Source organism: Streptomyces sp. NPDC048424, from assembly GCF_040651555.1.
Classification (GTDB): domain Bacteria; phylum Actinomycetota; class Actinomycetes; order Streptomycetales; family Streptomycetaceae; genus Streptomyces.
Map to the genome: position 1 here is coordinate 20,653 of NZ_JBEZKE010000014.1, position 14,547 is coordinate 35,199.

Annotated in this window: 9 protein-coding genes; 3 read left to right on the plus strand and 6 right to left on the minus strand. The window is 72.4% G+C overall.

What is annotated here, in order from left to right; all coding sequences use genetic code 11:
- Positions 1 to 150 precede the first annotated feature (150 nt).
- Both AB0D29_RS20895 and AB0D29_RS20900 read left to right on the plus strand, forming a co-directional pair.
- Positions 151 to 942: a type 1 glutamine amidotransferase domain-containing protein gene (locus AB0D29_RS20895; RefSeq protein WP_362856045.1), complete on the plus strand. Its 792-nt coding sequence runs from the start codon at positions 151 to 153 to the stop codon at positions 940 to 942.
- A 76-nt stretch (positions 943 to 1,018) separates the two neighbouring features.
- Positions 1,019 to 3,136: a hypothetical protein gene (locus AB0D29_RS20900; protein WP_362856047.1), complete on the plus strand. Its 2,118-nt coding sequence runs from the start codon at positions 1,019 to 1,021 to the stop codon at positions 3,134 to 3,136.
- Positions 3,137 to 3,183: 47 nt separating this feature from the next.
- Here the strand turns inward: AB0D29_RS20900 and xdhC are convergent, their stop codons facing one another.
- Genes xdhC through AB0D29_RS20915 form a run of 3 tightly spaced genes read right to left on the minus strand, consistent with a single transcriptional unit; the run spans position 3,184 to position 7,878 of the window.
- Positions 3,184 to 3,993 carry a xanthine dehydrogenase accessory protein XdhC gene (gene xdhC, locus AB0D29_RS20905; RefSeq protein WP_362856338.1) on the minus strand — a complete coding sequence of 270 codons (810 nt, stop codon included), beginning with the start codon at positions 3,991 to 3,993 and terminating at the stop codon, positions 3,184 to 3,186.
- A gap of 1 nt (position 3,994) precedes the next feature.
- Positions 3,995 to 6,394 carry a xanthine dehydrogenase molybdopterin binding subunit gene (xdhB, locus tag AB0D29_RS20910; RefSeq protein WP_362856049.1) on the minus strand — a complete coding sequence of 800 codons (2,400 nt, stop codon included), beginning with the start codon at positions 6,392 to 6,394 and terminating at the stop codon, positions 3,995 to 3,997.
- Positions 6,391 to 7,878 carry an FAD binding domain-containing protein gene (locus AB0D29_RS20915; protein ID WP_362856340.1) on the minus strand — a complete coding sequence of 496 codons (1,488 nt, stop codon included), beginning with the start codon at positions 7,876 to 7,878 and terminating at the stop codon, positions 6,391 to 6,393. Before AB0D29_RS20915 ends, xdhB begins: the two co-directional genes overlap by 4 nt.
- 366 nt (positions 7,879 to 8,244) lie before the next feature.
- Between AB0D29_RS20915 and AB0D29_RS20920 the strand changes: the two genes are divergently transcribed.
- Positions 8,245 to 10,854, plus strand: coding sequence for a SpoIIE family protein phosphatase (locus AB0D29_RS20920; protein ID WP_362856051.1), 2,610 nt, complete (start codon positions 8,245 to 8,247; stop codon positions 10,852 to 10,854).
- Here AB0D29_RS20920 and AB0D29_RS20925 read toward each other — a convergent pair.
- The 3 genes from AB0D29_RS20925 to AB0D29_RS20935 are packed head-to-tail and all read right to left on the minus strand — an operon-like array spanning position 10,848 to position 14,544.
- Positions 10,848 to 11,687, minus strand: coding sequence for an ECF transporter S component (locus AB0D29_RS20925; RefSeq protein ID WP_362856053.1), 840 nt, complete (start codon positions 11,685 to 11,687; stop codon positions 10,848 to 10,850). The genes AB0D29_RS20920 and AB0D29_RS20925 overlap by 7 nt on opposite strands.
- Positions 11,684 to 13,339, minus strand: coding sequence for an ATP-binding cassette domain-containing protein (locus tag AB0D29_RS20930; protein ID WP_362856055.1), 1,656 nt, complete (start codon positions 13,337 to 13,339; stop codon positions 11,684 to 11,686). Before AB0D29_RS20930 ends, AB0D29_RS20925 begins: the two co-directional genes overlap by 4 nt.
- The gene (locus AB0D29_RS20935) at positions 13,336 to 14,544 is read right to left on the minus strand and encodes an energy-coupling factor transporter transmembrane component T (protein WP_362856057.1); all 1,209 of its coding nucleotides are present in this window, start codon (positions 14,542 to 14,544) and stop codon (positions 13,336 to 13,338) included. The genes AB0D29_RS20930 and AB0D29_RS20935 overlap by 4 nt, the downstream gene beginning before the upstream one ends.
- Between the last annotated feature and the right edge of the window lie 3 nt (positions 14,545 to 14,547).

Consider the following 14,547-nt stretch of genomic DNA (forward strand, 5'->3'; position numbering starts at 1 on the left):
GTTCGGGGAGTCAACGGATTGGCCGCCGGAGTCAATGACGGCGCCGCGGGCCGCTCCTAAGGTCGGCCTTCGGACACCGTGGGGATCAGGGGCCCGCGGAGTGCCGGGGAAGCGTGCTGCCCTGATCACCACCGCTCAGAGGAGTACGCCGTGATTCTCTTCCTGCTTCCCGCAGGCGACTACGACCCCACCGAGGCGGCGGTGCCCTGGGCCGCACTGCGGGACGCCGGCTTCGAGGTGCGGTTCGCCACCCCAGGCGGGAAGGTCGCGCTCGCCGACCCCCGGCTCACGGACCTCGGGTTCTCCTGGCTGTCGCCCTGGCTGATGACCCGCCGCGCCGAACTGGCCGCCTACCGGCGCCTCACCGAGGACCCCCATTTCCTTGCCCCCTCCTCGTACGAGGACTACGCGGAGTCCGCGCAGGCGGACCCGGCCGCCATCACGGGCCTGTTCGTACCCGGCGGCCACGCCGCCGGCATGCGCACGCTGCTCGAGGACGCCACCGCCCAGCAGCTGTTCGCCCGGCTCTTCACCCAGGGGCTGCCGGTGGGAGCGGTCTGCCACGGCGTGCTGCTCGCGGCGCGGGCCAAGGATCCCGCCACCGGGCGCTCGGTCCTCCACGGCCGGCGGACGACGGCTCTGACGTCCCTGCTGGAGCTGACCGGCTGGAACCTCACCCGGCTATGGCTGGGGCGCTACTACCGCACCTACCGCACCACCGTGCAGCAGGAGGTCACCGCGGCGCTCGCCGACCCGCGTCATTTCCTCGCCGGTCCGCCGCTGCCGCTGCGCGACACCGCGGCCCGGCCCGGACGCGGCTTCACCGTCAAGGACGGCAACTACGTCTCCGCCCGGTGGCCCGGCGACTGCCACCGCCTGGCGGCGGACTACCTGGCCCTGGTCCGCGCCCATGCGGCGGGGGCGGTGCGCCAGGCGGGTTGAGCGGGCCCGCACCGCGCGGGCCGTCGGCCGAAGACCATCTCCGCAATGTCCTGAACGCTTCGTGAAAGGGACGGGTATGGATCGACGAAGAGCCTTCGGACGAAGCCGGTACGCCTTGATCGGCCTGGTCCTCGCGATGGTCACCCTGGTCCTCGGCCCCGCGGCCGCGGGCGCGTCGGCGGGCCCGCAGTGGTGGGAGCCCGTGGCGCGCCCGGCCCCGGACTCGCAGGTCAACGTCAGCGGGGAGCCGTTCACCGGGACCGACGCCCAGGGCCGGGTCCGCGGGTACGTCGACGCGCACGTCCACCTGATGTCCAACGAGGGCTTCGGAGGACGGCTCGTCTGCGGGAAGGTCTTCTCCACGGCCGGGGTGGCGGACGCCCTCAAGGACTGCCCCGAGCACTACCCGGACGGCGTCCTCGCCCTCTTCGACATGATCACCAACGGCGGTGACGGCCGGCACGACCCGAACGGCTGGCCGACGTTCCGCGACTGGCCGGCCCACGACTCCGCCACCCACCAGCAGACCTACTACGCTTGGGTGGAGCGGGCCTGGCGCGGCGGCCAGCGGGTCCTGGTGAACGACATGGTCACCAACGGGGTCATCTGCTCGCTCTACTTCTTCAAGGACCGCGGCTGCGACGAGATGACCGCGATCAGGCTCCAGATCCAGAAGACCTGCGAACTCCAGGCCTACGTCGACGCCATGCACGGCGGCGCGGGCAAGGGCTGGTTCCGCGTCGTCACCGAGCCCGACCAGGCCCGCAAGGTCATCCAGGAGGGCAAGCTCGCCGTCGTCCTCGGGGTGGAGACCTCCGAACCGTTCGGCTGCAAGCAGGTGCTGGACAGCGCCCGCTGCACCATGGCCGACATCGACCGCGGCCTGGACGAGCTGCACCGGCTGGGCGTGCGCAGCATGTTCCTGTGCCACAAGTTCGACAACGCCCTGTGCGGCGTCCGGTTCGACTCGGGCACCCAGGGCATGGCCATCAACACCGGCCAGTTCCTGTCGACGGGCACCTTCTGGAGCACGGAGCCCTGCTCCGGCCCCGAACACGACAACCCGATCGGCTTCGGACTCGCCGCAGGACCCGCCGCCGAGGGCCGGGCAGGGGCCACGGTGGAGGAGGCCGCGGTGGAGGAGGACGCGGCCGCGGCCGCCCGGATCCGCGCCGCCCTGCCGGAAGGGGTCGAACTCCCGCAGTACGGCGCCTCCTTGCAGGCGGCGCAGTGCAACCGACGGGGCCTGACCGCACTGGGCGAGTACGCCGTGCTGGGCATGACCAAGCGCAACATGATGCTGGAGATCGACCACATGAGCGTCAAGGCGGCGAACCAGGCGCTGCGCGTGCTCGAAACCCAGCAGTACTCCGGTGTCCTGTCCACCCACGGCTGGATGGACGAGAACTGGACCGAACGGGTCTACCGCCTGGGCGGCTTCATCACCGGCCACATGTACGAGGCCCCCGCGTTCGCGGCCGAGGCGCGCGAACACGCCGCCCTGCGCGCCAAGTACGGCGCCGGGTACGGCATCGGCACCGACATGAACGGCTTCGCCTGGCTGCCCGGCCCCCGGGCCGCGGCCGGAAACCCGGTCCGCTACCCCTTCCGCAGCCCTGACGGCGGCTCGGTCCTGGACCGGCAGGTCACCGGCCAACGCGTCTGGGACGTCAACACGGACGGCGGTGGCACCCACTACGGCCTCGTACCGGACTGGATCGAGGACATCCGGGTCACCGGCGGCCAGGACGTGGTGGACGAGCTCATGCAGGGCGCCGAGGGCTACCTGCGCACGTGGGAGCGGACCCGCGGCCACACCAGCCCCTACGCACCCCTGGTCCGCGGCTACCGCCCCCACGCCGGGCACGTGGCCTCCTCGCGCCCCCTGCCCGCCGGGTTCACCCACGAGGCGGTCTGGAACGTGCTGCGCGACCCCGCGCCCGGCACGGTCCGGCTCTACGAGTGCAAGGCGGCGGACCACTCGCTGCTGACCCCCGATCCGGGGTGCGAGGGCCAACAGCCCCTCGGCGCGGTCGGATACGTGTACACGAAGCCGGTGCCGGGCTCGGTACCCCTCTACCGGTGCTACATACCGTCCGTGTTCGACCACTTCGTCTCCAACAGGGCCGACTGCGAGGGGCCGTACGTGAAGGAGGGCCTGCTCGGCCATGCCATGGCGGTGAGCGGGCAGTAGCGGTGGACACAGGGGTGCCCCCGGCACGTGCGGCCCGGGGGCACCCCTCAGGACCGGGTGCGTTCGAAGGTCCGGAGCAGGTCCGCCGCCACGCTCAACGCGATCGTGGCCGGTTCCTTGCCGGTGATCCCGGGGATCCCGATCGGGGTCTTGATCCGGTCGATGGCGGCGGTGTCGTGGCCGCCCTCGGTGGCCAGGCGCCGCCGGAACCTCGCCCATTTGGCGGCCGAGCCGATCAGTCCGATCGAGCCGAGACCCGCTGTGCGCAAGGCGGCGTCGCAGAGTGCGGCGTCCTCGGCGTGATCGTGGGTCATGATCAGTACGTGGGTGCCGGGCGGCAGCTCCCCGAGCACCTCCTCCGGAAGCAGCGGGGTGTGGTGCACGTGGATCTGCGCCACCGCGTCCGCGAGCACACCGAGCCGTTCGCCGGTGAGCATGTCGGGGCGGCTGTCGATCAGGTGCAGATCGAGGTGGTGGCGGGCCAGGACGCGTGCCAGCTCCAGTCCGACGTGCCCGACGCCGAAGACCGCCACGGCCTCGACCACCGGCAGCGGCTCCAGCAGGACGGTGACGGCTCCGCCGCAGCACTGCACGCCGTGGGGGCCGGTGACCTTGTCGTTGAGGGCGAACTCCATGAGTTCCGGCTCCGGACGGGCCGCGCCGGTCAGCTCGCGCGCCCGGTCGATGGCGACGGCCTCGATGTTGCCGCCGCCGATCGACCCCCAGGTCTCGGTCCGTCCCACGAGGAGCTTGGCCCCGGCCCGGCGGGGCGCGTGGCCGCGCACGTTCGCCACGGTCACGAGCACGCCGGGTTCCCGGCGTTCCCGCAACCGCGCGACCGCGGCCACCCACGTCATGTCAGGCATGACTCAAGGCGCTTGCTTCGGCCGGGGCCTCGTCGGCGCCGGGGGCGTGGCCGTCGTGTCGCGCACCGCCCCCACGGACCGCTTCGATCGCCCAGTAGACCGCCTCCGGTGTCGCGGGGGAGGCGAGTTCCACGCTGACTCCGGCCGGCCCGAATTCCCCGGCCGCCTGCCGCAGGGCTTCCCGTACCGAGAACGCCAGCATCAGCGGAGGCTCACCCACCGCCTTGGACCCGTAGACCGCGCCCTCCTCGGTGGCGTTCTCCAGCAGCCTGACGTGGAACTCCTCGGGCATCTCCGAGAAGCTCGGCAGCTTGTACGTGCTCGCGGCCTGGGTCAGCAGACGGCCGCGGTGCGGCCCGTCGCCGGCGTCCCACCGCAGGTCCTCGAGCGTCAGCCAGCCGGCGCCCTGCACGAAGCCGCCCTCGACCTGACCGATGTCGATCATCGGGGAGAGGCTGTCGCCGACATCGTGCACGATGTCCACCCGACGGATCCGGTACGCGCCGGTGAAGCCGTCCACCTCCACCTCGGTCGCGGCGGCGCCGTAGGAGAAGTACTTGAACGGCGAGCCGTGGAAGAGCTTCGCGTCCCAGTGCAGGCCCTCGGTCCGGTAGAAACCGGCCGCCGACAACTGGACCCGCTGGAAGTATGCGGTGCGCACCAGCTCGTCCCAGGCCAGCTCCTTGTCGCTGCCGAGGACGCGCGCGACGCCCTCGACGATGCGCACGTCCGAGCCGTTCGCACCCAACTGCGTGCCGGCCACCTGGAGGAGGCGCTCGCGGATCTGCTCGCAGGCGTTCTTCACGGCCGCGCCGTTGAGGTCCGCCCCGGCACTGGCGGCGGTGGCGGAGGTGTTGGGCACCTTGTCCGTGCGCGTCGGGGCCAGCCGCACCTTGTGCAGCGGGATGCCCAGCGTGGTCGCGGCCACCTGGAGCATCTTGGTGTGCAGGCCCTGACCCATCTCGGTGCCGCCGTGGTTGATCAGGACCGAGCCGTCCTTGTAGACCAGCACCAGCGCGCCGGCCTGGTTGAAGGCGGTGAGGTTGAACGAGATGCCGAACTTGATCCCGGTGATCGCGAGCGCCCGCTTGGTGTGCGGGTGCGCGGCGTTGAAGGCCGCGATCTCCTGCCTGCGATCGGCGAGGGCCGCGTCCTCCCGGACCTGCCGCCAGACGGCGGAGATCCGTTCGGGGTGCAGGACCGGCTGTCCGTACGGCGTCGCCTGGCCCTGCCGGTAGAAGTTGCGTTCGCGCAGCTCCATCGGATCCAGGCCGAGCAGCGGAGCGCACCGGCCCATGATGTCCTCGATCACCAGCATGCCCTGCGGTCCGCCGAAGCCGCGGAAGGCGGTGTTGGAGACCTTGTTGGTCCTGGCGATGCGGCCGGTGATGCGCGCGTGCGGAATCCAGTAGGTGTTGTCGATGTGGCACAGCGCGCGGGCCACCACGGGCTCGGACAGGTCCAGGCTCCAGCCGCCGTCCGCGGTCAGGGTGGCGTCCAGGGCCTGGATGCGGCCCTCGGTGTCGAAGCCGATCTTCCAGGTGGCGTGGAACCCGTGGCGCTTGCCGGACATGGTCAGGTCCTGGGTCCGGTTGAGCCGTACCCGGACCGGCCGGCCGGTCAGCCTGGCGCCGAGCGCGGCGATGGCCGCGAACCCGTGCGGCTGCATCTCCTTGCCGCCGAAGCCGCCACCCATTCGCAGGCACTGCACGGTCACCTCGTGGCTGTGCAGGCCGAGGACGTGCGCGACGATCTCCTGCGTCTCCGAGGGATGCTGGGTGCTGCTCTGGACGAACATCTGCCCGTTCTCGTCGACGAGGGCCAGCGCCGCGTGCGTCTCGAGATAGAAGTGTTCCTGATCGGAGAACTGGAACTCGCCGGTGAACACGTGCGCGGAGTCGGCGAAGCCGGCGTCGACGTCGCCGGTCACCATCACGGGCCGGGCGCCGTGGAAGCTGTCCGCCGCGATCGCCTCCGCCAGCGTGATCACGGAGGGCTTCTCGTCGAGTTCCACCTCGACGGCCGCCGCACCGAGCCGGGCCGCCTCCAGGGTCTCGCCGAGCACCCAGGCGACGGCGTGGCCGTGGAACATGACCTCGTCGGGGAAGAGCGGTTCGTCGTGCTTCATTCCGGCGTCGTTGACGCCGGGTACGTCGGCACCCGTCAGCACGCGGACCACACCGGGCACGGCGAGCGCGGGCCCGGTGTGCAGCGCGGTGATCCTGCCGTGGGCCTTCATGACCTGGACCGGGTAGGCGTGCAGGACGTCCTTGGTGCGGTGGACCAGGTCGTCGGTGTAGAGCGCGGCGCCCGTGACGTGCAGGGTGGCGCTCTCGTGTGGCATCGACAGCCCGACGACAGGCTTTTCGGGACGCTCGGACAACTGGCTCATGACGACACCGCCTCGGTGGTTCGCGCGTACAGCTTCAACAGGCTCTGGCCGAGCATCGCGGAGCGGTAGCCGGCGCTGGCTCGGTGATCGTCCATCGGGGTGCCCTCGTCCCGCAGCACCCGGGCCGCGGCCTCGACGGTCTCCGCCGTCCACGGCCCGCCCTCGAGGGCCGCCTCGGCGGCGAGGGCGCGGATCGGGGTGGCGGCCACGCCGCCCAGGCCGATGCGTGCCTTGCGTACGGTCCCGTCCTCGATGTCGAGGGCGAAGGCGACCGCCACGCTGGAGATGTCGTCGAAGCGTCGTTTGGCGATCTTGTGGAAGGCCGTGACGGGCGCCAGCGGCAGCGGGACGCGCACCGCGCGGATCAGCTCGCCGGGCCGGCGCACGCTCTGTCGGTAACCGGTGAAGTAGTCGGCCAAGGGGACCTCGCGCTCACCGTCGGCGCCGGCGAGCACCACCGACGCCTCCAGCGCGAGCAGGACCGGCGGGCTGTCACCGATGGGGGAACCGGTACCGAGGTTGCCGCCGAGGGTGGCGCTGTTGCGGATGAGCCGGGACGCGAACTGGGGGAACAGCTCTGCCAGCAGGGGGACGCTGCCGTCGAGGCGGCGTTCGATCTCGGTGAGCGTCTGCGCCGCCCCGATCTCGATGTGGTCGGACTCGACGCGCAGTTCCCGCAGTTCGGGCAGCCGGTCGACCGCGACCACACAACCGGCCCGGCGGGAGCGGATGTTCACTTCCACACCCCAGTCGGTGCTTCCGGCGACGACCACCGCGTCGGGCCGCTCGCGCAGCAGCCGCAGTGCATCGGCCAGTGTGGCCGGCCGCAGGAACGCGCTGTCGTCCCGCGTGTATGCGGTGGCGACGGGTGCGGGCGGGGACTGCTCGCGGCGCTGCGCGAGGGGGTCGTTCTCGGCAGGCGCGCCGACGGCGAACGCGGCATCGCGGATCGGGCGGTAGCCGGTGCAGCGGCACAGGTTTCCGCTCAGCGCGTGCAGATCGAAACCGTTCGGACCGTGCTCGGAGTGGGAGTCGGCGTCGGTGGCGTCGGCGGCCTCGGCCTCCGCTCTCGGCTGCGCGCAGCGGTCGGGCCGGTAGTACTCGGAGGCCATGCTGCAGATGAACCCCGGTGTGCAGTACCCGCATTGGGATCCGCCGCGGACGGCCATCTCCTCCTGTACGGGGTGCAGTTCGGCCGGCTCGCCGGGTGCGCCGGCGGTGGCGAGGCCTTCGGAGGTGATGACCTCCTGGCCGTCGAGCGCCGCGACCGGGACCAGGCAGGCGTTGACCGCCACCCAGTCCGTGGGCTTGTTCACCCCGGGACGGGCCACCAGGACCGAGCAGGCGCCGCACTCACCCTCGGCGCAGCCCTCCTTGGTGCCGGTGAGGCCGCGCTCGCGCAGGAAATCCAGCACCGTGGTGTGGGGTGCGGCCGGTGAGATCGGTGCTTCTTTCCCGTTGACCGTGATAATCGCCATGTGCAGGAGCTTTCTCTCTTCGTGGTCGCGGCTCGGCATACCGCAGCTCGGCATACCGCAGCGCGACACATCGGCACACAACGAAGTGCCGTGAGTGATGACAGAGATGAGAAGGTGCCGGGGCCGCGACGGGCACGCCGGTGAGGGGGCTGTTCAGCAGCCGTGAGCTACACGACCCGGAGCCCAGGCGATCTGGTGTGCGGGGCGAGGCAGTTCGGAGAGGGTCGACATCCGGCTTCGCCTCCTTCCAGCAGCTCATGGGCGGGTGCGGTTGAAGTTACGTTGCCGCAGGTTGATCGGTCAAGCCGCTGTGGGTCGATTCCACGAAGGCCGGCCACCTCGTGCGGCGGGTCTTCGTACGCGCAACCAATTGTGTCCCCATCGAACCCGCTGCATCCTTTCCGTCACGCTCACCTCGCGCAGCGTAGCGGCGCCCGAGCCCCCTGGCAGCGTTCCGACTCGCCCGAACCGTCCCGGGCGCGACAGCATGGAGGGAGAGGGCGTACCGCGGGATGTCCTCGGCAGGAGGCGACACGGACGGTGACCAGACATCGCTTTGCGTTCTGCGGGGCCGAGCTCGCCGCTGTCTACGTGGTCGCGGACCAGCACAGGGAGCTCCACCTGGCCGAGCTGACCGGAAACCGCGGGGTCCTCTACGGACTGCCCGCGATCCTCGCCGTGGCCGGCCATTCGCCCGCCGCCAACGCCTTCCGCTCCGGCAGCCCGCTGTGGCTGACGCCCAAGGAACTCGCCACGTTCATCGAGGACGACCCCCACCACTTCCCCACCCGGGTCGGGGACGGCGCCCCCCAGTCGCCCGCCAGGATCTCGCTGGGCGCGCTGCCGCTCGGACACGGCGACCAGGAGCTCGGGTGCCTGATCGTCGCCGGCGAGGTCGGGGACGGCTTCAGCGCCGACGACCGCAGCCTCCTGGAGCTCTACGCCGATCAGGTGGCCGCCGGACTCCAATCGGTCGCCGCGCGCTTCGCCGGGCACAAGGCCCCGCAGGCGCATCTGGGCCAGTCCCTGGTGCCCGACCAGGGCGGCGCCTTCATCCTGGAGCTGGGCACCGGCCGCATGGAGGCCCACGCGCACGTGCTCGAACTGCTCGGTCTGCCGCCCGAGCAGTTCGACGGACAGGTGGAGACCCTGCTCGCCTGCGCCGTTCCCGACGACATGCCCGCCCTGATGGCGATCGTGGAGCCCGACCGGCTGGCCGCCACGGCCGGCCAGCAGCTGGCGTTCCGGATCCGCCGCCCGAACGGCGAGCTGCGCTGGCTCGGGCTGCGCTGCCGGGTGGAGGTGGACTCCGCCGGCACGCCCCGGCGCGTCCTGGGCGTGGTGGCCGATGCCACCTATCTGCGCCCCAGCGCCGACGAGGTCTCCGTCGTGCAGCGGCTGTCGGCCACGCTCGCGGGAGCGGCGACCATCCGCGAGGTGAGCCGGCTGGTGGTCGCCGCCCTGCGCGAGCCGCTCGGAGCCTGCCGGGTCGCGGTCGGCGAACTGGAGCTCGAACGGCTCAGGGTCACCGCCCTCGACCCTCCCGAACCCGACGCCTGGCCCGAGGTCTGGCGCGCGGAATGGCGGTCCGAGTGGCCCGACGTGGCCCTCAGCGACCTGCCCACCCTGCAGAGCGCGCTGCGCGGGGGACACATGAGCCTGTGGCCGCCGGGCGCCGACCTCGAACCCGGCCTGCTGGGCGTCGGGCCCGGTGGTCTTGCGGTCCTGCCGCTGCCCGCCGAAGGCCGGATGGTCGGGGTGTGCCTGGTGGGGTGGGACACGGAGCACCGGTTCGGCCCCGAGGAGCGGTCCCTGCTGACCGCGGCCGCGGGGCTGGTGGGGCAGGCGCTGGTGCGCGCCCACGCACTGGACGCGGGGCACGAACTCGCCACCATGCTCCAGCGCAGTCTGCTGCCCCGTAAGCTCCCGGAGCTGCCGGGCGGGGTCGCGGTCGCCCGCTACCTGCCGGCGACGGCCGGGCTCGAGGTCGGCGGCGACTGGTACGACGTCATTCCGCTCGGTGACGGTCATGTGGCGTTCGTCATCGGGGACGTCCAGGGGCACAGTGCGGGGGCCGCCACCATCATGGGCCAGATGCGGACGGCGGTCAGGGCCTACGCGGTGGAGGGCCACCCGCCCGACGTGGTGGTCGCGCGGGCCAACCGGCTGCTCGGCGGCATGGAAACCGACCTGTTCGCCACCTGCGGGTACGTGGACCTGGACATGGAGGAGGGCATCGCCCGCGTCGTACGGGCCGGCCATCTGCCGCCGATCCTGCGCCATCCCGACGGCGTCACGGAGGAAATGGTGGTCGAGGGCGGGCCTCCCCTGGGGGTGCTGGAGGAAGCCGAATTCCCCATGACCGAGACCGGGTTGCTCCCGGGGACCCTGCTCATCCTGCTGACGGACGGCATGGTCGAATCCGCGCGGCTGCATCTGGAGGAGGGTATGCGGCGGGTGTGCGACGTGGCCGCCGAGGCCGACCCGGTCGATGTCGGAGGACTGGCCGACGAGTTGGTCATGCGCGTGGGCCGCCGCGACGACGACGTGGCGTTGCTCCTGCTCCGCTACGACGGGACGCGGGGCCGGCCGAAGCGGAGCCACTGGACGGTGTGGCGGCTGCCCAAGGCGGTCCTGCACGCGCGCCGCTTCACCGCGCGCACCCTGCGGTCCTGGGGAGTGGTGGAGGAACTCGACACGGCCCTGCTGATCGTGTCCGAGCTGGTCACCAACGCCATCGTGCACACCCAGGGCGAGGTGGGGATGGACCTGACCCTGTCGACGGACCGGCTGCGGATCGCCGTGAACGACGCGTCGCCGCGCAGCCCCGTCAAACCGGTGTCGGTGAGCTGGGAGGCGACCGGCGGTCGCGGGCTGTTCATCGTCGAGGCGACGGCGATGGCCTGGGGCTCGGTGCCGCTCAGCGGCGGCAAGCAGGTCTGGGCCGAGATCCCCTGGCGTCGCGCGGACCCGTCTCAGTGAGCCCGCTGTCCCGGCGGTGCGTGCCCGGCCGGGAGCGCACCGGGCTCGAAGCGGACCGCGGCCTGGAAGCGGGCCTTGCGGGCGGCGCGCCGGAAGACGGTCAGGACGGCCGGGCCGGCCAGGCAGATGCAGACGAAGTTGGTGACGGCGCGGCCGGTGTCCCAGCCGAGGGACGTGGCCAGGTCGAAGGCGAGGTAGCGCTGGAACTGCTCGGTGAAGGGGAGCCCGGGGAGGTAGGCGATGGAGCTGTTCGGGTCGAGGGAGAAGGGCCAGAAGGAGAGGTTGAGGAGGAAGCCGAAGAGGTAGCCGGACACCGAGCCGTAGCCGGCGAGCAGGGCGACCTCCCGGCGCCCCGTGGCCTTCGGGAGGAATCCGGCGAGCATGCCGACGAAGGCGCAGCCGAACATCTGGTACGGCATCCAGGGGCCGACGCCGCCCGTGATGAGGGCGGAGGCGAAGAGGGAGGTGCAGCCGAGGGTGAAGCCGAAGCCGGGGCCGTAGACGCGGCCGGCCAGGACGAGGATGAAGAAGACCGTCTCGATGCCGGCGGTCCCCGCGCCGAGGGGGCGGATCGCGGCGTTGACCGCGGACAGGACGCCCAGCATGGCCAGGGCCTTGGAGTTGATGCCGCCCTCGGCGATCTCGGAGATCACCACGCAGAGCACGATGACGAGCAGGACGCCGAAGATCAGGGGCGGCGCGTAGTTCGAGCCGAACTTGCCCGGGGCGACGAGGAACGGCCAGAAGAAGGCGACGATGCCGAGGAACGCGGCCATGGCGATGACGATCGCGGCCCGGGGCCGGATGCGGATGGCCGCGGAGTACGTGCTCACGAGTGCGGGTCCGTTTCGTCGGCGGGGAGTACGGCGGCCAGCTGGTCCACGGTGAGGAAGGGCAGCGGGGCCAGGATCTTCGCCGTCTGCGGGGCGAAGACGGGGGAGGCGACGATGACCTCGGTGGTGGGGCCGTCGGCGACGATGTCCCCCTCGGCCATGACCACGACGCGGTCGGCGGCGCGGGCGACGAACTCCACGTCGTGGGTGGAGATCACCACGGCCCGGCCCTCGGCCGCCAAGTCGTCGACGATGCGGATCAGTTCGCCCTTGGCGCGGTAGTCCAGTCCGCGGGTGGGCTCGTCCAGCAGCAGCACCCGGGGGGCCGCCGCCAGCTGGATCGCGAGGACGAGGGCGAGCTTCTGCCCCTCGGACAGGTCCCGGGGGTGGGTGGAGTCGGGGATGCCGGGCGCCAGTCGGTCCAGGACGGCGCGGGCCCGGACCCCGTCCGCGCCGACCCCGGACTCGGCGTCCGCCTGGTCGAGTTCCTGCTTCACCGACTCCAGGTAGAGCAGGTCGGTGGGGGTCTGCGGGACCAGCCCCACCAGCTGCCGGGCGTCCGCGGCGGACAGCTTCCGCGGATCCTGCCGTGTCGGGCCGTCGGGGGTCGCGACGGCCACGGTGCCGGCCTTGCGCGGCCCGGAGCCCTGCAAGGCCCACAGGAGGGACGACTTCCCGGAGCCGTTGCGGCCCATGAGGGCGGTGATCTCCCCGCCGTGCAGGTCGAGGTCGACCTCGCGGACGGCCGGGACGCCGTGGTAGGTGACGGTGACGCCGCGCGCCGTGAGGAGCTGCGGGCGGTCCGCGGCGGCGGCGGGCCGCACCGGCGGGGGAACGGAGCCGGCCAGTCGGGAGCGCAGCGGAGCCGCGGCCCGGCGGGCGTCACGGATGGAGAGGGGCAGGGGGGTCCAGCCGGCGGCGCGGCCCAGTTCCACGATGGGCGGCGCGATGGACGACGTACGGAAGATCTCGGCGGGCGGACCGGACACCACGCGCCCGTCGCCGGGGAGGTGGATGACGCGGTCGGCGTACTGGACCACGCGCTCCAGGCGGTGTTCGGCGAGCAGCACGGTGACCCCGAGGTCGTGCACCAGGCGGGTGACGGCGGCCAGCACCTCCTCGGCCGCGGTCGGGTCCAGGGCGGAGGTCGGCTCGTCGAGGACGAGGACCCGGGGGTGGGCGGTCAGCACGGAGCCGATCGCCACGCGCTGCTGCTGGCCCCCGGAGAGCTCGTGCAGGGCGCGGTGGCGGAGGTCGGCGAGGCCGAGGAGGTCGAGGGTCTCCTCGACGCGCTTGCGCATGGTGGCCGGAGGGACTGCCAACTGCTCCATGGCGTAGGCGAGTTCCTCCTCGACGGTGTCGGTGACGAAGCCGTCGAGCGGATCCTGCCCCACGACGCCGACCACGTCGGCGAGTTCGCGGGGCGGATGGTCGGCGGTGTCGCGACCGTCCACGAGGACCCGGCCGAAGAGGGTGCCGCCGGTGAAGTGCGGGACGAGGCCGTTGACGGCGCCGAGCAGGGTGGACTTGCCGACGCCCGTGTGACCGACGACGAGGCACAGTTCACCCTCCTCGACGGTCAGGTTCACGTCCCGCAGCACCGGTTCGGCCGTGTCCTCGTACTGGACGGTGACCTGGTCGAAGTGGATCACTTGGCTTCCTCGGTGCGCTGTGCGGGGACGGCCGGGCGGGCGGCCGCCGTCGGTCGGGCGGGGGCGGACGGGGGCGGCGCCAGGAAGCCCGCGGTCCCGGCGAGGAGGATCGCGGCGGCGGGTACCAGCGGCAGGGTGGGCCAGCTGAGCGGGTAGATGGAGGGGTTGAGCTCGGCGGCGTTGAACCCGGCGTTGCTGAAGAGGAGTACCGCCGACAGGACGCCGCAGCCGGCGACGGCCCACTCCGCGGCCCGCCAGGGGTCGGGCCGGTAGGTGGTGCGGGTGATGCGGCGCCCGCCGAGGCGCAGTCCCGCGAAGCACAGCAGCGCGCCCGCGCCCATGGCGGGCAGCCCGAGCAGCTTGGGCGCGGTGGCGTCGAGGAGACCGTACGCCCCGGCGCACAGGCCGCACATGCCGAGCAGCATGAGAGCTCCGGTCAGCCGGCGCGAGCGGCGGGTGGCGGTGCCGGCGCGGCCGTAGCCGCGGGAGTCCATGGCGGCGGCCAGGCGCAACGAGCGCTCCAAGGCGTCCTCCAGGACGGGGACGATGATGCCGCGCAGGGCGCGCAACCCCTTGGTGCGGCCCGCGCGGAGCCGGCGGGCCCGGTGCACCCGCTGGACGCTCTGCACCAGTTGGGGCGCCACGCTGATGGACACGGTGACGGCCACGCCCAGTTCGTACAGGGCGCCGGGCAGGACGCGCAGGGCCCGCTTGGGGTTGGCGAGGGTGTTGGCCGCGCCGATGCAGCACAGCATGCAGGCGAGCCGGAGGCCGTCGGTCGCCGCGGAGAGCAGCGCCTCCAAGGAGACGGGGCCGCCGAGTTGGATGCCCGCGTACCAGTCCGGGGTGGGGATGTGCGGGAGGGAGAAGAGGAAGTGGTCGCGCGGGGTGATGCCGGTGGCGAAGACCGCGCGGAAGAGCACGCGGATCGCGACGACGGTCAGCGCGAGGTAGAGGTAGTACTTGAATCCGCGCGCCCAGGGGGCCTCGGTGCGACGCATGGTGATCACGTAGCCGAGGACCGCGAGGACGAGGAACAGCAGCAGCGGGTTGTTGGTGCGGCTCACCGCGGTGGCCAGGGCGAGCGCCCAGATCCACCAGGCGACCGGGTGCAGGGTGCGGGGCAGACGGCGGCCGCCCGCGTCCGGCGCGGGGCCGGACGCCGCCGGCTCGGCCGCTGCCGCCGTGGCGGTGGTGCGTGACACGCG

Coding starts and splice junctions, on each gene's coding strand:
- AB0D29_RS20900 (WP_362856047.1), top strand. CDS start 1,019: ATGGATCGACGAAGAGCCTTCGGACGAAGCCGGTACGCCTTGATCGGC.
- xdhC (WP_362856338.1), bottom strand. CDS start 3,993: ATGACGTGGGTGGCCGCGGTCGCGCGGTTGCGGGAACGCCGGGAACCC.
- xdhB (WP_362856049.1), bottom strand. CDS start 6,394: ATGAGCCAGTTGTCCGAGCGTCCCGAAAAGCCTGTCGTCGGGCTGTCG.